Origin of the sequence: Sphingomonas sp. BT-65 (genome assembly GCF_026107375.2) — a bacterium.
Classification (GTDB): domain Bacteria; phylum Pseudomonadota; class Alphaproteobacteria; order Sphingomonadales; family Sphingomonadaceae; genus Sphingomonas.
In genome coordinates this window covers 1122768-1140589 of the sequence record NZ_JAPCIA010000001.1, presented here as the reverse complement: position 1 = coordinate 1140589, position 17822 = coordinate 1122768, and the positions used below count along the sequence as shown (strand labels likewise).

At 68.9% G+C, this 17822-nt stretch carries 20 protein-coding genes; 12 read left to right on the top strand and 8 right to left on the bottom strand.

What is annotated here, in order from left to right:
• Positions 1-20 precede the first annotated feature (20 nt).
• Entirely contained in the window at positions 21-1643 is a 1623-nt protein-coding gene (locus OK349_RS05525; RefSeq protein WP_265116820.1) for an acyl-CoA dehydrogenase family protein, read from the top strand.
• A 6-nt stretch (positions 1644-1649) separates the two neighbouring features.
• On the opposite strand, the gene OK349_RS05520 is transcribed toward OK349_RS05525, so the two are convergent.
• The gene (locus OK349_RS05520; RefSeq protein ID WP_265116819.1) at positions 1650-3521 is read right to left on the bottom strand and encodes a M1 family metallopeptidase; all 1872 of its coding nucleotides are present in this window, start codon (positions 3519-3521) and stop codon (positions 1650-1652) included.
• Between the two features lie 83 nt (positions 3522-3604).
• Here OK349_RS05520 and OK349_RS05515 point away from each other — a divergent pair, with 83 nt between their 5' ends.
• Entirely contained in the window at positions 3605-4408 is an 804-nt protein-coding gene (locus tag OK349_RS05515; protein WP_265116818.1) for a helix-turn-helix domain-containing protein, read from the top strand.
• A 45-nt stretch (positions 4409-4453) separates the two neighbouring features.
• Complete coding sequence (locus OK349_RS05510) at positions 4454-4816, top strand: PRC-barrel domain-containing protein (protein ID WP_265116817.1); 363 nt, start codon at positions 4454-4456, stop codon at positions 4814-4816.
• A gap of 108 nt (positions 4817-4924) precedes the next feature.
• On the opposite strand, the gene OK349_RS05505 is transcribed toward OK349_RS05510, so the two are convergent.
• The 4 genes from OK349_RS05505 to OK349_RS05490 all read right to left on the bottom strand — a co-directional run bounded on the left by OK349_RS05505 (position 4925) and on the right by OK349_RS05490 (position 6375).
• The gene (locus tag OK349_RS05505) at positions 4925-5143 is read right to left on the bottom strand and encodes a DUF2842 domain-containing protein (protein ID WP_265116816.1); all 219 of its coding nucleotides are present in this window, start codon (positions 5141-5143) and stop codon (positions 4925-4927) included.
• The gene (locus OK349_RS05500) at positions 5140-5691 is read right to left on the bottom strand and encodes a 5-formyltetrahydrofolate cyclo-ligase (RefSeq protein ID WP_265116815.1); all 552 of its coding nucleotides are present in this window, start codon (positions 5689-5691) and stop codon (positions 5140-5142) included. Before OK349_RS05500 ends, OK349_RS05505 begins: the two co-directional genes overlap by 4 nt.
• Before the next feature lie 196 nt (positions 5692-5887).
• Positions 5888-6190, bottom strand: coding sequence for a cell division protein ZapA (locus OK349_RS05495; RefSeq protein WP_265116814.1), 303 nt, complete (start codon positions 6188-6190; stop codon positions 5888-5890).
• Positions 6190-6375 carry a hypothetical protein gene (locus OK349_RS05490; protein WP_265116813.1) on the bottom strand — a complete coding sequence of 62 codons (186 nt, stop codon included), beginning with the start codon at positions 6373-6375 and terminating at the stop codon, positions 6190-6192. Before OK349_RS05490 ends, OK349_RS05495 begins: the two co-directional genes overlap by 1 nt.
• A 134-nt stretch (positions 6376-6509) precedes the next feature.
• Here OK349_RS05490 and tkt point away from each other — a divergent pair, with 134 nt between their 5' ends.
• Genes tkt through pgk form a run of 4 tightly spaced genes read left to right on the top strand, consistent with a single transcriptional unit; the run spans position 6510 to position 11153 of the window.
• Entirely contained in the window at positions 6510-8486 is a 1977-nt protein-coding gene (gene tkt / locus OK349_RS05485) for a transketolase (RefSeq protein WP_265116812.1), read from the top strand.
• Between the two features lie 14 nt (positions 8487-8500).
• A complete protein-coding gene (gene gap, locus OK349_RS05480) occupies positions 8501-9511 on the top strand; it encodes a type I glyceraldehyde-3-phosphate dehydrogenase (RefSeq protein ID WP_265116811.1) in 1011 nt (336 codons plus the stop codon).
• The gene (locus OK349_RS05475) at positions 9511-9963 is read left to right on the top strand and encodes an MOSC domain-containing protein (protein WP_265116810.1); all 453 of its coding nucleotides are present in this window, start codon (positions 9511-9513) and stop codon (positions 9961-9963) included. The genes gap and OK349_RS05475 overlap by 1 nt, the downstream gene beginning before the upstream one ends.
• Entirely contained in the window at positions 9960-11153 is a 1194-nt protein-coding gene (gene pgk, locus OK349_RS05470; protein WP_265116809.1) for a phosphoglycerate kinase, read from the top strand. The genes OK349_RS05475 and pgk overlap by 4 nt, the downstream gene beginning before the upstream one ends.
• 16 nt (positions 11154-11169) lie before the next feature.
• Here the strand turns inward: pgk and OK349_RS05465 are convergent, their stop codons facing one another.
• Both OK349_RS05465 and OK349_RS05460 read right to left on the bottom strand, forming a co-directional pair.
• Entirely contained in the window at positions 11170-11628 is a 459-nt protein-coding gene (locus OK349_RS05465) for an immunity 70 family protein (RefSeq protein ID WP_265116808.1), read from the bottom strand.
• Positions 11629-11631: 3 nt separating this feature from the next.
• Complete coding sequence (locus OK349_RS05460) at positions 11632-12933, bottom strand: hypothetical protein (protein WP_265116807.1); 1302 nt, start codon at positions 12931-12933, stop codon at positions 11632-11634.
• Between the two features lie 231 nt (positions 12934-13164).
• Between OK349_RS05460 and OK349_RS05455 the strand changes: the two genes are divergently transcribed.
• Together OK349_RS05455 and OK349_RS05450 are read left to right on the top strand one after the other, a co-directional pair.
• Positions 13165-14070 (top strand): fructose bisphosphate aldolase, encoded by a 906-nt coding sequence (locus OK349_RS05455; protein WP_265116806.1) that lies wholly within the window; start codon positions 13165-13167, stop codon positions 14068-14070.
• 23 nt (positions 14071-14093) lie between these two features.
• Complete coding sequence (locus OK349_RS05450) at positions 14094-14618, top strand: hypothetical protein (protein ID WP_265116805.1); 525 nt, start codon at positions 14094-14096, stop codon at positions 14616-14618.
• On the opposite strand, the gene OK349_RS05445 is transcribed toward OK349_RS05450, so the two are convergent.
• A complete protein-coding gene (locus OK349_RS05445) occupies positions 14596-14976 on the bottom strand; it encodes a hypothetical protein (protein WP_265116804.1) in 381 nt (126 codons plus the stop codon). The genes OK349_RS05450 and OK349_RS05445 overlap by 23 nt on opposite strands.
• Positions 14977-15051: 75 nt before the next feature.
• Here OK349_RS05445 and OK349_RS05440 point away from each other — a divergent pair, with 75 nt between their 5' ends.
• Genes OK349_RS05440 through OK349_RS05430 form a run of 3 tightly spaced genes read left to right on the top strand, consistent with a single transcriptional unit; the run spans position 15052 to position 17775 of the window.
• Positions 15052-16632, top strand: a complete 1581-nt coding sequence (locus OK349_RS05440; RefSeq protein ID WP_265116803.1) for an MFS transporter — start codon at positions 15052-15054, stop codon at positions 16630-16632.
• Between the two features lie 15 nt (positions 16633-16647).
• Positions 16648-17331, top strand: a complete 684-nt coding sequence (gene thiE / locus OK349_RS05435) for a thiamine phosphate synthase (RefSeq protein WP_265116802.1) — start codon at positions 16648-16650, stop codon at positions 17329-17331.
• Between the two features lie 15 nt (positions 17332-17346).
• Entirely contained in the window at positions 17347-17775 is a 429-nt protein-coding gene (locus OK349_RS05430) for a low affinity iron permease family protein (RefSeq protein WP_265116801.1), read from the top strand.
• Positions 17776-17822: the final 47 nt, after the last annotated feature.

Here is a 17822-nt window from a genome sequence, read left to right as displayed (position 1 = left end):
CATCGTAGAGGATCGAAGCCATGTCCAGCATCCGCCCGATCGTCGAGCTCGACACGCACGAGGTGTTCAACCAGCCGCCGCCGTTCGAGGAGGTGAACCTGTTCACCGGCGACCGCGCGCTCGCCGATGCGGTGGCGCGCGCGGGCGGGTCGCGGCACGCCGAGCGGCTATCGGCGCTGGGCGCGCGGACCGGATCGGCCGAGGTGATCGAGTGGGGCCTCGAGGCCAATCGCAACCTCCCCGTGCTGGAGAGCTTCGACCGCTATGGCCAGCGCATCGACGAGGTGCGCTTCCACCCGGCCTATCACGAGCTGATGCGGCTGGGGCTGGAGAGCGGCCTCGCGTCGGTGGCGTGGGACGGCACGCCCGCCGGGCATGTCGCGCATGCCGCGATCTTGTTCCTCACCGGGCAGGCGGATTCGGGGACGAGCTGCCCGATGACGATGACTTATGCCGCGGTTCCCGCGCTGCGCGCCGAGCCCGATGTGGCGGAAGCGTGGGTGCCGCGGATCACCGCTGGCCGCTACGATCCCGCCTTCCGCCCGGCTTCGGACAAGGCCGGCGTCACGATCGGCATGGCGATGACCGAGAAGCAGGGCGGCTCCGACGTGCGCGCCAATACGACGCGCGCCGAGCCGGCGGGGGAGGCCGGTTGGTACGCCCTCACCGGGCACAAATGGTTCTGCTCGGCACCGATGTGCGATGCCTTCCTGACGCTCGCTTATGCCGAGGGCGGGCTGACCTGTTTCCTCGTCCCGCGCTGGCTGCCCGACGGCACGCGCAACGCTGGGTTTCGCGTGATGCGGCTCAAGGACAAGCTCGGCGACCGCTCCAACGCCTCGTCCGAGATCGAATATCATGGCGCGCTGGCGCAACGGCTGGGGGATGAGGGGCGCGGGGTCGCGACGATCATTCAGATGGTGCAGCACACCCGGCTCGACTGCGTGATCGGTTCGGCGCAGCAGATGCGCGGTGCGCTGGCGCAGGCGCTGTGGCATACCGCGCACCGTTCGGCCTTCCAGCGGCGGCTGATCGACCAGCCGGCGATGGCCGCGGTGCTCGCCGACCTGGCGGTGGAGAGCGAGGCGGCAACCGCGCTCGCGCTGCGGCTCGCCGAGGCGTTCGACGAAGAGGATCCGGTTGCGCGGCTGCTGACGCCGATCGCGAAATATTGGGTGTGCAAGCGTGCGCCCGGCCTGATCTACGAGGCGATGGAGTGCCATGGCGGCGCGGGCTATATCGAGGCGGGGCCGATGCCGCGGCTGTTCCGCCAGTCGCCGCTCAACGCGATCTGGGAGGGGTCGGGAAACGTCATCGCGCTCGACCTGCTCCGCGGCATCGCGCGCGAGCCGGAGGGCGTCGAGGCGCTGCAGGGTTTCCTCGAGGTGCGGCGCGGGCGCGATCCGCTCTATGACGCGTGGATCGATGCGATCGACCTCAAATCGGCGCATGAGGCGAACGCGCGGCTGCTGGTCGAGCGGCTCGCGCTCGCGGCGCAGGCGGCGGTGCTGCTCGGCTGGGAGAGCCCGGTGGCCGAGGCGTTCTGCCGGCTGCGACTGGCGCCGCGTGGCAGTGCCTATGGCGCGTTCGACGCGGCGATCGACGCGCGCGCGATCATCGAGCGCGCGATGCCGATCGCTTGAATCCACTCAGCTCCCGTCGAGGATCCGGGTCACCGCGCCGACCGTCACCGGGTGGTAGCCGGGCTTCGCCCTGGCGAAGATGCGGCGCGCGATCGGCTCGCCCCATTCGCCTCGCGCCTTTAGCCCGCGATAGAGCGGCGTCACCAGCAGGTTGCGGCCGACGCGCGTCAGATATTCCTCGAGCGCGGGCACCACGGGCTCGTAGCGATTGGCGATGGCGAGATCGAACCACGCCGACTGGACATAGGCGTTGGTCGACTTGGTCAGCCCGAGCGCGTCGTCGAGCTCCTTGAGGCGCGCGGCGCTCTGCTGGCGGGGGAGGTTGTCGAGCAGGCGCTTCCACTGCTGCGTCTGCCAGCCCTCGGTCTTGATCGCGGAGGCCGGGCCGCCCGCGTTGAATGCGGCGAGCATCGCATCGACCTGCGCCAGCGTCGCTGACGTCACATGCACCGCGTTGGACGGGATGCCCGGCTGATAGACCCAGCGATCGAGCTGGAGCTTGGCCTCCAGCGCCTTGTCGCCCTTGATCAGATGCTGGCGCAGGTCGGCGAGGAAGCCGGCGCTGGTCTGCGGCTGGAAGGCGTGGCGGTCGAAATAGCCGCGCAGATACGGATCCCAGCGGTCGCGCCCCACCGCCTGCTCGATCGTGCGCAGGAAGGTCGAGCCCTTGAGGTAATCGAGCTGCCCGGCGCTGTCGCCCGGCTCGCCGTGGAGGCGAGTCGAGGGCGCGGCATCGCCGCCGGCATTCTTCACGTCGCGCACCATCCCGGCATAGTCGAGATCGGCATAGATCGCCGCGCGCTCCTTGCCGTAGAGCGACTCCATGATGCGGTTCTCGAAATAGGTGGTGAACCCCTCGTTGAGCCAGCCGTCCGCCCAGGTCGCGTTGGTGACGAGGTTGCCCGACCAGCTGTGCGCCAGCTCGTGCGCGACGACGTCGGTGTTCGAGCGGTCGCCGGTGAGGATCGTGGGCGTCAGAAACGTGAGGTTCGGGTTCTCCATCCCGCCGAACGGGAAGGAGGGCGGCAGCACCAGCATGTCGTAGCGGCCCCAGCGATAGGGGCCGTAGAGCGCTTGCGCCGCGTCGATCATCTTCTCGACGTCGCCGAACTCGGCGACCGCCGCGTCGAGCATGCCCGGCTCCGACCACACGCCCGAACGCGGGCCGATCGCCTTGAACGCGAGGTCGCCCGCGGCGAGCGCGATCAGATAGGGCGGGACCGGGTTCTCCATGGTGAAGCGGAAGGCGCGTTTGCCGCCTGCCGCCGCGACGCCCTCCGGCGTGTCGGCGCGGGCGCTCATCACCGCGACGATGCCGTCGGGCACGCGGATCGTCGCATGCCAGGTCTGGCGGATGCCGGGGCTGTCCTGAGTCGGGATCCAGCTGCGGTTGTTGATCGCCTGGCCCTGGCTGAACAGGAATGGCTTGGCCTTGCCCAACGTCTGCGCGGGCGTGAGCCATTGCAGCGCGCGGGCGCCGGGCTTGGAGGCATAGGCGATGCGGATCTTCGTTGCGCCGGCCAGCTGGATGGTGAGCGCGCTACCGAGCTGCTCGTCCTTCTCGCCGAGCCTATAGACGAGCCTGCGGCCCTTCTCGTCGGTGATCGAGCTGATCGCGAGGTCGAGCGTATCGAGCACGATCTCCCTGGCGCCCTTGGCCGCCAGCACGTCGAGCGTCGCGGTGCCGGCGATCGTCTTGCTCGCAAAATCCACGTCGAGGTCGAGATCGACATGAGTCACGCGCGCCTCGGCCGGGCGGGCACGGGTCCAGGCGTCCTTCGCCTCGGGCGTGGTGAGGATCGGCGCGACCTTCTGGGCAAGGGCGGATGCGGGAGCGGCGGAAGCGAGCAGCAGGGCTGCGAGGGCAAGGATACGCATGGATGGCGTTGCTAGGACGGGTTGGTATCGACCGCAACCGTTGAGGGTGGTGCGGCGCGGATCGCGGCGATAGTTTCCTCCCCATGCAGCACGTTATCCAGCAAACCGCCAACCAGACCATCCAGCCGGTGGGCGAGCAGCTTCGCCATTGGCGCGCGCGGCGGCGCCTCAGCCAGCTCGACCTGGCGATGGAGGCGGGCATCTCGCAGCGGCATCTGAGCTTCGTCGAGAGCGGGCGCTCGCGGCCGGGGCGCGACATGGTGCTGCTGCTCGCCGAGCGCCTCGAGCTGCCGCTGCGCGAGCGCAACCGGCTGCTGCTCGGCGCGGGGCATGCGCCGCATTTCGCCGAGCATGCGCTGGAGGACGAGGCGCTGGCCGACGTGCGCGCGGCGATGCTGCTGATCCTCAAGGGGCACGAGCCATTCCCGGCGTTGGTGGTCGATCGCGCGTGGAACCTCGTCGCGCATAATGATGCGGTCGGGCCGCTGCTCGTCGGCGTGGCACCCTGGCTGCTGGCGCGGCCGTGCAACGTGCTCAAGCTCAGCCTGCATCGCGAAGGGCTGGGGCCGCGCATCGTCAACTATGGCGAATGGCGCGCGCATATCCTCTCGCGCCTGCGCCATGAGGCCAAGGCCACGGGGGACGCCGCGATCGAGGCGCTGCTGGCCGAGCTGGAAGCGATGCCCTCGCTCGAACCGCGCCGCCAGCCGCCGGTGGTGAGCGCGAGCCCGGTGGTGCCGCTCAAATTGCGCTCAGAAGTGGGCGAATTGTCCTTTCTCTCGACTACAACGGTGTTCGGCACACCGCAGGACGTGACGCTTTCGGAGCTGGCGATCGAGGCCTTCTACCCGGCCGACGCCGCGACCCGCGCGGCGCTGGGGCGCTGACACTTACTGGCCGCTCATGCGTTGTTCTCCGGAAGGAGAATTGCGATGAACGATACGATCGACAGCCCCAATCCGATGATCGCATCGGACAGGGTGGAGGGTACCGCGGTGTACAACCGCGCGGGCGACCGGCTGGGTACGGTCGAGCGCTTCATGGTCGACAAGGTCTCGGGCCAGGCGGAATATGCGGTGCTCGCATTCGGCGGCCTGTTCGGGATCGGCAACCGCCACTATCCGCTGCCGTGGAAGGCGCTGACCTATGTGCCCGAAAAGGGCGGCTATGTGGTTGACGTGACAAAGGAGCAGATCGAGGGCGCGCCGGGCTATGACGCCGAGGGCGAGGAGCCGAAATACGACCGCGACTACAAGGAGCAGGTCTACACCTATTACGGCTTCCCTTACATCTGAGCAGGGTCAGCTACGCTGACCGCGGCACCGGCCCGCTCCCCCACCCGGCCACCCATATGATACTGCCGTTGGGTGGCCGGGTGGGGGAGCGGGCCGGTGCCGCCGCCATCAAGGAGATCGCCAGCGGCCGGTCTCCATCCAGCGCAGCAGCGGCTTCAGCGGCAGGATCCAGACGATTCCGGTGAAGACGTAGAAGGCGAGCTGGACGAGCACCGGCCAGGCGCCGACCCTCGCGGACAGGCTCGCCACGAGCACGCACCAGATCACGATCAGCGCGATGATCGCGAGCGCGCCGACGGGTTTGCGCCAGGAGGGGGCTGGCGTCATGCCGCCGCCTCGCCCCACGCCGCGGCTTCGGTGACGACGCCGTGGAGCGGCACGTCCCAGGAATCGGTGACGAGTCCCTCGACCTGCTGCACCGACCAGGCGATCCCGATCCGCCAGGCATCCGGCAGCCGTTCGAACACGCGGTCGTAATGGCCCGCGCCTTGCCCGAGCCGGTTCATGGCGCCGTCAAAGGCGAGGAGGGGGGTGAGGACGATGTCGGGCTCGGCCTCCACCCCATCGTCCGAGGGCTGGCGCAAGCCGAGCGGCCCGTCGATCAGCGGGTGCTCCGGGGTCCAGTGGAAGAAGCGCACCGGCGACTCGCGGCTGGTGACATGCGGCAGGACGATCGCGCAGCCGCGTTCGCGCGCGGCGAAGGCGATCGCGGTGGGATCAGCCTCGCTGCCTACGGGGACGTAGCTGGAGACGGTGACGCCCGGCGCAAAGCGGGCGAGCAGGGCAGGGGGTGGCTCGATCACGCCGCCGATGGTCATCGCGAACTCGTCGCGCAAGGCGCGCATGCGGGCGCGAAGGGTCCGTTTGTCGTCCATCGCGTTCCGAATGCTCAATCGAAGGTGTGGCGGGACCACCGTGGGCCGTTTGCTGTGATATCCACTGACGCCCAAAACGTCAGGTGGGGACCATATACGTCAGACCTGGATCTGCGCAGGGACAGCCCCCGTGGATGATGAATAGCCTCAGGGATGATCGTTAGCTCGTACCGGGCAGTGCCCGCCACGATGCAATCTAGGTATTTTCGCCGCGATCCTCAAGGGCTACGGCGACCGATTCGAGCCGGTCGGCGAGATTGTCGAGCAGCACCGGCGAGACGCCGCCCGGCGGATTGCGCTCGGCCTCGTCGAGCAGGTCGGCGAGGATCAGCGCGAGGAACAGCATCGTGCGCTCGCCCGAGAGTCCGCCCGATGCATGCAGTGCGGTCTCGGCATGCTGGTTGAGCATGCGCTCCAGCCGTTCGAGATGCACCTCTTCGCCGTCGCGGCAGGCGATGCTGTGGCTGCGGCCGGCGACGGTGAGGGTGACCTGACCCATTATTCCGCGGCCTGCTTTTCAATCAGCGCGTCGAGCGCCTCGATCGCGTTCTCGACCTTCTCGCGCAGCGCGGCGTGGCGGTGCTCCAGCCGATCCGCCTCGAAGGCGCGCTTCGCCGCTGCTGCCTCGATCCGCGCGATTGCGCGCTCGATCCGGTCGAGCGCAGGGGATACCGCCTCCGCCATCCGGCGTGGATAGGCACGCTTTAGGGGCGCTGCAACCCCCCGGTGTTGACGCGCGCGCCTGCCCGCCGCATTGGCACGCCACATTCGATTCGCCGGGTCAGGCGGGATGCGGGCCCGGCATCAGGGGACCTGCCGTGACCGTTTCGTTCGTTGATCGCGCCAACGCCATCCGCGCGCTCTCCATGGATGCGGTCGAGGCCGCCAATTCGGGCCATCCCGGCATGCCGATGGGCATGGCCGATGTCGCCACCGTGCTGTTCAGCGATTACCTCAAATACGACCCGGCCGATCCCAAATGGGCCGATCGCGACCGCTTCGTGCTGTCGGCGGGCCATGGCTCGATGCTGATCTATTCGCTGCTGTACCTCACCGGCTATGCCCGCCCGACGATCGCGGACATTGCGAGCTTCCGCCAGGTCGGCTCGCCCTGCGCGGGCCATCCCGAGAATTTCGAGTTGCCGGGCGTCGAATGCACCACCGGTCCGCTCGGCCAGGGCCTCGCCATGGGTGTCGGCATGGCGATCGCCGAGCGCCATCTCAACGCGGCGTTCGGCGACGCGCTGGTCGACCACCGCACCTGGGTGCTGGCGGGCGACGGCTGCCTGATGGAAGGCGTCAACCACGAGGCGATCGGACTCGCCGGGCATCTGCAGCTCGGGCGGCTGATCGTGCTGTGGGACGACAACAACATCACCATCGATGGCAAGGTCGGGCTGTCGTCGAGCGAGGACATCCCGGCGCGTTACGAAGCGACCGGCTGGCACACCGTCGAATGCGACGGGCATGACCCGGCGAGCATTGCCCGCGCGTTCGACGCCGCGCTCGCCGACTCGCGGCCCTCGCTGGTCCGCTGCAAGACGGTCATCGGCAAGGGCGCGCCCAACAAGCAGGGCACTTCGGCGACCCACGGCGCGGCGCTGGGCGCGGACGAGGTTGCGGCGGCGCGTGTCGAACTCGGATGGAACCATCCGCCGTTCGAGGTGCCCGCGGACATCCGTGCCGCCTGGCTGGACGCCGGCAAGCGTGGCGCAGAACCTCACGCCGCGTGGAACAATCGTCTGTCAAGCCATTCGGATCGTGATGAGTTCTCGCGTCGAATGGCGGGCGACCTGCCCAACGGCTTCGCGCTCGACGCCTATATCGAAAGCCTGCTCGCCGAGCCCAGGAAGGTCGCGACGCGCAGCGCCAGCCAGATGGCGCTCGAGGTGATCAACGCCGCGCTGCCCGAGACGATCGGCGGCTCGGCCGACCTGACGCCCTCGAACAACACGCTGACCAAGGGCATGCAGGACTTCACCGCCGAGAACCCGGCGGGCCGCTATGTCCGCTACGGCATTCGCGAGTTCGGCATGGCCGCGGCGATGAACGGCATGGCGCTGCACGGCGGCGTGCTGCCCTATGGCGGCACCTTCCTGGTCTTCTCGGACTATGCCCGCCCGGCGATCCGCCTCTCGGCGCTGCAGAACGCGCGCGTCGTCTATGTGATGACGCATGATTCGATCGGCCTCGGCGAGGATGGTCCGACCCATCAGCCGGTCGAGCATGTCATGTCGCTGCGGCTGATGCCCAACCTCGAGCTGTGGCGCCCGTGCGACGCGGTCGAGACCGCCGAGGCGTGGGGCGAAGCGGTGGCGCGCAAGGACGGACCCTCGCTGCTCGCGCTGTCGCGCCAGAACCTGCCGCAGCTCAGCTCGGGCGGCGCCGCGAAGGGGGGCTATCGCCTCCAGGCGGCCGGGGCTGAGCGCAAGGTCGTGCTGATCGCCACCGGCTCCGAGGTCGAGATCGCGGTTGCGGTGCGTGCGGAGCTGGAAGCGCAGGGGATCGGCGCCGACGTGATCTCGCTGCCCTGCTGGTCGCGCTTCGACGCGCAGGACGCGGCCTATCACGACGACATCCTGCCCCGCGACGTGCTGCGCGTCTCGATCGAGGCGGGCGTCACGACGGGTTGGGAGCGCTACACCGGCATCCACGGGCTGCGCTTCGGCATCGACCGGTTCGGCGCCTCGGGCCCCGGACCCAAACTCTACGAACATTTCGGGCTGACCGCCGCGGCGATCACCCCGCAGATCGTCGAACGACTTTCGTCGTACGACCCGCATCGAACGATTTAAGGCCTAGGAGGATATTGATGACGAAGGTTGCGATCAACGGGTTCGGACGCATCGGCCGGCTGGTGGCGCGCGCCATCCTCGAACGGCCCGACAGCGGGCTCGAGCTGGTGACGATCAACGATCTCGCCGACGCCAAGTCGAACGCCTGGCTGTTCAGCCGCGACAGCGTGCATGGCCGCTATCCCGGCGAAGTCTCGGCCGAGGGCGACGACCTGATCGTCGACGGCAAGCGCATCAAGGTGACCAAGGAGCGCGACCCCGCCAACCTGCCGCACGCCGCCAACGGCGTCGAGCTGGTGCTGGAGTGCACCGGCTTCTTCACCGACCGCGAGAGCTGCCAGAAGCATCTCGACGCCGGCGCCAAGAAGGTGCTGATCTCGGCCCCGGGCAAGGGCGTCGACCTGACCGTCGTCTTTGGCGTCAACCACGACAAGCTCGAGGCGGGTCACACGATCGTCTCGAACGCGTCGTGCACCACCAACTGCCTCGCGCCGGTGGCCAAGGTGCTCAACGACACGATCGGCATCGAGCGCGGCCTGATGACCACGATCCACGCCTATACCAACGACCAGAAGATCCTAGACCAGATCCACTCGGACCTGCGCCGCGCCCGCGCCGCCGCGATGAGCATGATCCCGACCACCACCGGCGCCGCGCGCGCGGTGGGCGAGGTGCTGCCCGAGCTCAAGGGCAAGCTCGACGGCTCGTCGGTGCGCGTGCCCGTGCCCGACGGCTCGCTGATCGACCTGACCTTCACGCCCAAGCGCGACACCACCAAGGAGGAGGTCAATTCGATCCTCAAGGCGGCGTCGGAGAGCGGCCCGCTCGCGGGCATCCTCGCTTTCTCGGACGAGCCTTTGGTGTCGATCGACATCGTCCATACCCCCTTCAGCTCGACCGTCGACAGCCTCGAGACCGCAGTGATCGACGGCAAGCTGGTGCGCGTCGTCAGCTGGTACGATAACGAGTGGGGCTTCTCGAACCGCATGGTCGACACCGCGGCCGCGATGGCGAAGCTGGGGTGATGGGCTGGATCGCCGGCATCGCCCGCCACGCGTTCGCCAAGGCGCCGATCGAGACCATCGATCGCGCCCGGGTGACGCTGGAGGGCGGCATTGCCGGCGATTTCCGCGGCGCGATGAAGGGCAAGCCCCACAAGCGCCAGGTCACGCTGATCGAGGCGGGCGACTGGGCCGCGGCGATAGACCAGGTGGGGCACAACATCCCCTGGGAACAGCGCCGCGCCAATCTGCTGGTCGAGGGGCTCGACCTGCCGCAGGCTGCGGGCAAACGGCTGCGCATCGGCGCCGACGTGGTGCTCGAGGTGACGGTCGAGACCGAGCCGTGCGAGCGGATGGAGGCCCTGGCCGAAGGGCTGCGCGCCGCGCTGACGCCCGACTGGCGCGGCGGGGTATGTACGATGGTGATCGCTCCCGGCGAGATCGGGGTGGGCGACGAGATCAGGATCGAAGAATGACCGAGCGAGCCTTCAAGACCCTCGACGATATGGGCGACGTCACCGGCAAACGCGTGTTGGTCCGCGAGGATCTGAACGTGCCGATGGGCGACGGCCATGTCACCGACGACACGCGGTTCCGCGCCGCGGTGCCGACGGTGAGCGAGCTCGCCGACAAGGGCGCGATCGTCCTCGTCCTCGCGCATTTTGGCCGCCCCAAGGTGCCGAGCCCCGAACTCTCGACCGCGCAGCTCGTCCGCCCGTTCAGCCAGGTGCTCGGCCGTCCGGTGCGCTATGTCGACTGGGAGGGTGACGCCGAGGCGGTCGCCACGCTCCAGCCCGGCGACATCGCGGTGCTCGAAAACACCCGCTTCTTCGGTGGCGAGGAGAAGAACGATCCCGCCGTGGTCGAGCGCTTCGCCGCGCTCGGCGATCTCTATGTCAACGATGCCTTCTCCGCCGCGCACCGCGCGCACGCCTCGACCGAGGGGCTGGCGCACAAGCTTCCCGCGTTCGCCGGCCGCCAGATGGAGGCCGAGCTCGACGCGCTCGACAAGGCGCTGGGCAAGCCCGAGCATCCGGTCGCGGCGGTGGTCGGCGGCGCCAAGGTCTCGACCAAGCTCGACGTGCTGAAGCACCTTGTCGGCCGGGTCGATCACCTGATCATCGGCGGCGGCATGGCCAACACCTTCCTCGCCGCACGCGGGGTGAATGTCGGCAAGTCGCTCGCCGAGCATGACCTCACCGGCACCGCCGAGGAGATTTTCGACGCGGCCGAGAAGGCCAATTGCACCATCCATCTGCCCTACGACGTGGTGGTCGCGAAGGAATTCGCTGCCAACCCGCCGTCACTGCGCACCTGCAACGTCCACGAGGTCGCGCCCGACGAGATGATCCTCGATATCGGCCCGGCGGCGAGCGAGGCGCTGGCAGACGTGCTCAAGAATTGCCGCACATTGGTGTGGAACGGCCCGCTCGGCGCGTTCGAGACCAAGCCATTCGACACCGCCACGATGGCGCTCGCTCACACCGTGGCGGCGCTGACCAAGGAAGGCAGCCTGGTCTCGGTCGCCGGCGGCGGGGATACCGTCGCGGCGCTCAACCAGGCGGGCGTGGCGGGCGACATGAGCTTCGTCTCGACCGCCGGCGGCGCGTTCCTCGAATGGATGGAAGGCAAGGAACTGCCCGGGGTCGCGGCGCTGTCGCGCTAGCGGCCGGGCGGAGGCCCTAGGCGGCGGACGGCGACCAGCGCGCCTCTGCGGTGGCGGCGGGGAGCTTGGTAAGGACGCAAGTCGCGCCCTCGTCGCGCAGGAAGACGAGCATCTCCTCGATCGCCTCGAACATGTCGCGGCCGGTGCTGGTCACGAAATAATTGGCGAGGCTGGTGATCGTCGGCGCGATATTGTCGCCCCAGGGCGGGCGGGCGGTGCGATCCTCGACGTCCCATACCACGTCGGCCGGGGGGAACGCCGCAAGCTCGCGGTGGATGACGGCGAGTTCGTCGAGCGCGGCCTGGGCATGCGCCTTGGCCAGACTGCCCTGATAGAGTTCGTTCATGAGGACCGGGAAGCGCGAGCCCCAGGTCCCGTTCTCGAGCCGCGCGGACGCGGTCGAGAAGAAGGCGTGCACGAATGAGTCGGTGCCGAGCTCGGTCGCGACACTGTCGACCTTGAGTGCGACGGCCATGTACTATCTCCGGATCGTCACGTCTGTCGCACGTATAGCGCCGCCCGACCGGCTTTCAATGTCGCGGGCAAGCTGGGCCGCATCGGAAGGCGAAAGCTGCTGGCCGCGGACGTCGATCTCGACCGACTGGCGCGTGCCCGCGGGCATCTCGCGCGCGCGGGTGATGGCCTGGGCCGAGATATTGTCGACAAGGCGGCTGCGCTGTGCCGCGGTCTCGACGCGATAGTTCTTCACCTCGATGCTATGACCAGAGGTGTAGAAGTCGGGGCGTGTGCTGCCGGGCGAGCCATAGGGCACCTCCTGGCCGCCGCGGAACGATCGCTGCGCGTCGTAGCCGGGGCCGAGGTCCGCGCCGACGTCGTTCTCCGACTGGCGCCAGGTCGGCCGGCTGGCGGGCGTGGCCGGATCGGCGTTGCGCGCCGCGCCCTGCAGCACTTCGCCCGCGCCCTCCACCGCGCGTTCGCCGCGGATCATGCCCTTCACCAGGTCGCCGCCGGGGGCGAAGCCGACGATCGCCGCGGCGAGGCCCCAGCCGGCGCCGGGCTCGCCGTTGCGCAGCGCGTTCACCGCGGCAACGGTGTCGCGCACGTCACCCGCCTGTCCGAGGCCCGGGATGAAGCCGCCGATCACCTGCCCGGCGGTCGCCGACCAGCTGCGATTGTCGGAGAAGTCGCCCATCACCATCCCTTCGAAGAAGGAGCCTATGCCTTCCTGCGACGGGCTAGCGGTGGGCGTGGCGGGCGGCGCATCGGCGGTGACGGTGATCGGATCGAGCTCGATCGTCTCGTTCGCCGGCGTGGTCGGCTGGCCGAACATCGCCTGTTCGGCCGCCTCGATGCTGCCATAGGTGTCCATGATCGACTGGAAGGTCGCGCGATCCTCCGCCACCGGGCTGTCGCGCAGCTCGGCCAGCGTCTTGACGCCTTCGACCTGGCCCTGGAACGCGGTGACCACCGTCTGGTCGTTGAGCGTGATCTGGCGCGCGGGCGCCGTCTGGGCCGTTGCGGCGGCCGCCGCATCCTGCGCCGCCGCGAGTTCGCCGCGCTGCACCGGGGAGAGCTGCGCCTCGACCGCCGCCGTGATCTCGGCCGTGCGCGGGTCCTGCGGGTCGAGCGCCTGGAGATCGGTGGCGAGCGCATTCACATCGACGGTGCCGGTGGCTGGCGACGTCGCGCCGCTGACCATGCCGGCCGCGGCCTCGGTCGGGGAGGAGACCGAGGCGCCGCTATTCGGATCGACGCTCGTCGCAGCGCCCGGGGAGGGGCCGGTGGAGCTTGGGTCCGCGCCGCTTGCCGAATCCACCATGGGACTTGTCCTCTTCGCCTGGTGAATGGAAATTACGCGAGCGGACGCGGCGGGTGGCTCCTCGATCGGACTAAATTCCTAATCGGATCGACTAGGGTTCCAGCGCGGTTCGTCGCTGGCCAGCGTTGTCAGGCTTTTCACCCGCTTGCTGCGCTGCAATAGGCCCGGGCAGTCATCAGCGACTCAACGAGGTCGCGACGAGAAACAAGCCGAGAGCAGGGGACGGACCAGATGAACACCGCCGAGATGACCGCCAAGATCGCCCAGGGCAACGGCTTCATCGCCGCGCTCGACCAGAGCGGCGGGTCGACGCCCAAGGCGCTCAAGGGATACGGCATCGAGGAAGACGCCTATTCGGGCGACGAGGAGATGTTTGGCCTGATCCACGCGATGCGCAGCCGCATCATCACCTCACCCGCCTTCACCGGCGACAAGGTGATCGGCGCGATCCTGTTCGAGCGGACGATGGACGGCAAGGTCGACGGTAAGCCGACCCCGCAGGCGCTGATCGAGCGCGGCGTGGTGCCCTTCATCAAGATCGACAAGGGGCTGGAGGCCGAGGCGAACGGCGTGCAGCTGATGAAGCCGATGCCCGAGCTCGACGCGCTGCTCGTCCGCGCCAAGGGCCTCGGCGTGTTCGGCACCAAGGAGCGTTCGGTGGTCAACCTCGCCAATCCGCAAGGCATCGCCGCGATCGTCGCGCAGCAGTTTGAGATCGGCCAGCAGGTGCTCGCGCACGGCATGATGCCGATCATCGAGCCCGAGGTGAACATCAAGTCGCCCGAGCGGGCGCAGGCGGACGCGATCCTGCGCGACGAGATCCTGAAGGCGCTCGACGCGCTGCCCGAGGGGCAGCAGGTGATGCTCAAGCTGTCGATCCCCGCCCAGGCCGGGCTGTTCGACGCGCTGGTCGACCACCCCAAGGTGCTGCGCGTCGTTGCCCTCTCGGGCGGGTTCAGCCGGCCCGAGGCATGCGCCGAGCTGGCCAGGAACCGCGGCATGATCGCGAGCTTCAGCCGCGCGCTGCTCGAGGATTTGCGCCACGGCATGAGCGAGAGCGAGTTCGACGCCTCGCTCGGCGGCGCGATCGACGAGATCCACGCAGCGTCGACCGCCAAGACGGCGGTCGCGGCCTGAGCCCGATGGATGGCGCAGGGCGGGTGGAACTTCCGCCTGGCGCCGCCTTCTCCTATCATCGCGCGGTCGCGCCGATGCTGTGGATATTGGTCGGCCTAATGGTCGTCGAGACCGCGGTCGTCCACCTGCTGGTTGCGCTCTGGAGCGGCCGCGCCGCGCTGATCCTCTCGCTGTTCAGCCTCGCCGCGCTGGTCTGGCTCATCCTCCTGATCCGGTCCTTCAAGCGGCGGCCGGTGCTCCTGGATTCCGCCAGCCTGACGTGGCGCATCGGGTCTCTGCGCAGCCTGACCGTGCCGCGCGCGCAGGTCGCCGGGTTGCGGCCGGACTGGACGCTGGCCGATCTCAAGCATGCGGGCGTTCTCAACGGCGCGCTGCTTGCCTATCCCAATATCGTGATCACGCTTGATCCGCCGGCACGGATGGGGCGCCGCACTGTCCGCTATCTGGCGCATCGGCTCGACGATCCGGCTGCCTTTGCTGCCGCGCTCGGCACGCAACTGGTTTCGCGCGCCGTGAAGCGGAACGCTAGAGCCCGCCCTGGAAGGTGAAGGCGAAGCGATAGTCGCGCGGGGCGACCCGCCGGTCGGCATGGCGTCCGGGCGTGACTGACGTCAGGGTCAGCGCGCCGTCGGCGACCTGCACTGGTTCGCCCAGCGTCAGGTCGATCGTGTGCGCCCAAGCGCCGCCGCGCACCGTGGCGCGCAGCACGACGCGGCCCGCCCAGATGCAGCTCACATTGACCGGGCAGCGGCTGTCCTCGATCACGCGAACCGGCGTCACGCGTGGGCCGTCGACATAGACGGTCTGCCCGAGCCGTGCCGGGCCCTCGCGCGGGTTCGCCGCGGTTGCGGCGCATCCCGTCAGCGCGAACGAAGCAATTGCGGTGAGGACAAGCGCTTTGTGCATCGCACGGGTCTAGCCAGCCGCGGGTGACACGCGCATGAATGCGTGCTCGAAACGAATTGGGGAACGGGGAGACGCATGGCAGGGATCGCACTTTCGGACCGGCGGCTATGGGCATTCGCGATCGGCGTGATCGCGGTGACGATCGGTGTCGTGCTGCACCTGCCGATGTTCTGGATGGGCCGGTCGATGGGCTTCCACATGGCCGGAATGCCGATGGACAGCGGCATGATCGCGGGGATGTGGATCATCATCGGCGGCATTGGCGTCGCCGCCTATGGCCTGCTGCCGCGCAACCTTGCCGCGCAGCGCGCCGCGTCGGAGGGGCTGGTGGTTGCCGCGCCCGAGGATGCGCCGCTGTCATGGGCGCATTGGCGGCTGATGCTGGTGCTGGTGGTGGCGCTGGTGATCGACATCATGAAGCCAGCCAGCCTCGGCTTCACCATTCCAGGCATGATCCGCGAATATGGCGTGCCGCGCGCGACCGTCTCGCTGGTGCCGTTCTTCGCATTGTGCGGCACCGTGGTCGGCTCGTTCCTGTGGGGCTGGGTCGCCGATCTCTACGGGCGCAAGGCCTCGATCCTGCTCTCCGCGGTGATGTTCGTCGGCACCTCGATCTGCGGGGCGATGCCCTCGCTCGCCTGGAATGTCGGCATGTGCTTCCTGATGGGCGCGGCGGCGGGCGGCATGCTCCCGGTCACCTATGCGCTGCTCGCCGAGATGATGCCGAGCCGCCACCGCGGCTGGAGCCTGGTGCTGGTCGGCGGGCTCGGCGCGGTGGGCGGCTATGCCGCGGCGAGCCTGATCGCGACCTGGCTCGAGCCGGTGTTCAGCTGGCGCATCCTGTGGCTCGCCAATCTGCCGAGCGGGCTGCTGCTCGTGCTGCTCGGCGGGCTGATCCCCGAATCCGCCAAGTTCCTGATGGCGCGCGGGCGCACCGAAGAGGCGCAGCGCGTGATGGCGCAGTTCGGGTCGGCGGTGCAGAAGGTCGCGACGGCCGCAGTCCCGGCAGCCGCGCGCGGTACCGCCACACCGCTCACCGGCCGCGCCTTCGCCGGCAAGCTCGCCGCGTTGAGCCTCGCCGCGATCTGCTGGGGCCTGGTCAATTTCGGACTGCTGCTGTGGCTCCCGGTCGAGCTGGTCGCGCGCGGCTATTCGATGGAGCTGTCCAGCGGCCTGCTCGCCGCCTCGGCACTGATCGCGCTGCCCACGGTGTTCCTCGTCGCGTGGATCTATCACGCCTGGAGCACCAAATATTCGCTGATCCTGGCGATCGCGGTGACGCTGGCGGGGCTGGGCGGGGTGCTGTGGCTCGATCATTCGGGCGGGGGCAGCCCGGTGCTCCCCGTCGCGCTGCTGATCGTCGGGAGCAACGGCATCATCGCGATGCTGCTGCCCTATGCCGCCGAGAGTTTCCCGCTGCGCATCCGCGGGCGGGCGACCGGCTGGATCGCGGCGTGCAGCAAGCTCGGCGGGGTGTTCGCGCAATTGCTCAGCATCGCGGCGATGATCCCCGCGCTCGGCACCTCGGCCTGGCTGATCGCGCTGCCCACCGCGCTCGCGCTGCTGCTGGTATGGCGCTTCGGCAAGGAGACGCGCGGGCGCGACCTGCGCGACCTCGATCCCGAGGGCCATGTGTTCGACAAGTCGGGCTACTGAAGATAGGGCGGCGCGATGGACGAAGACGATCTGCCTCCGCTCGGCCCCGAATTCGCCGCGCAGTTCGTGCGCGACGATAAGCGCCCGGCCTGCCAGCTCTATTTGATCTCGCCGCTCGACGTGACGGGCGGGTTCGCCGACCGGCTCGCCCGCGCGCTCGACGCCGGCCCAGTCGCGGCGTTCCAGTTCCGTGTGAAGGACATCGACCAGCACGAGGCGGCGCGTCTCGCCGAGCCGCTGCTGCGCGTCTGCGCCGATCGCGAGGTCGCGTTCATCGTCAACGACAGCGTCAGCCTGGCGAAGCGGCTCGGCGCCGACGGCGTGCATCTGGGGCAGGGCGATGGCGACCCGCGCGAGGCGCGCGCGATCCTCGGCCCCTCGGCGCAGATCGGCGTGACCTGCCACGACAGCCGCCATCTCGCGATGGAAGCGGGGGAGGCGGGCGCCGACTATGTCGCGTTCGGCGCCTTCTATCCGACGACGACCAAGGAGACGACGCATCGCCCCGATCCGGCGATCCTGTCGTGGTGGACGACGCTGTTCGAGTTGCCCTGCGTCGCGATCGGCGGGATCACGGCGGACAATGCCGCGCCGCTGGTTGCTGCCGGGGCGGATTTCCTCGCGGTGTCGGGCGCGGTATGGAACTTCGACGAAGCCGAGGCCGTTCAGCGGTTCCATCGCGTCCTTGCGGGGGCGTAACGGCAGGAGGCGCCCTTGCTCGACCGTATCTTCACCGTGGTCGCCGGGCGCATCGCCGCGCTCAGCGGCCAGCCGCTCGCCTTCATCGTCGCGGTGCTGCTGATCATCGTGTGGGGCGCGACCGGGCCGATGTTCGGCTATTCGGACACCTGGCAGCTGATCGTGAACACCTCGACCACGATCGTCACCTTCCTGATGGTGTTCCTGATCCAGAACTCGCAGAATCGCGACGCCGCGGCGATGCAGGCCAAGCTCGACGAGCTGATCCGCGCGGTCGACAAGGCGCGCGGCCAGTTCGTCGGCATCGAGCATATGAGCGATACCGAGATTGAGCGCATCCGCCACGACCTTGAGGAGGAGTGCCGGATCGAGGAGGAGGGCGGAAAGGTTTATCACAAGCCCAAGCCCACCGAGACGGTCGAGCGGCTGCGCCGGCGCTATTGACGGGAAACCGCGGGCGCGCTTCCTCGTTATCTCCCTGAAACAATGTG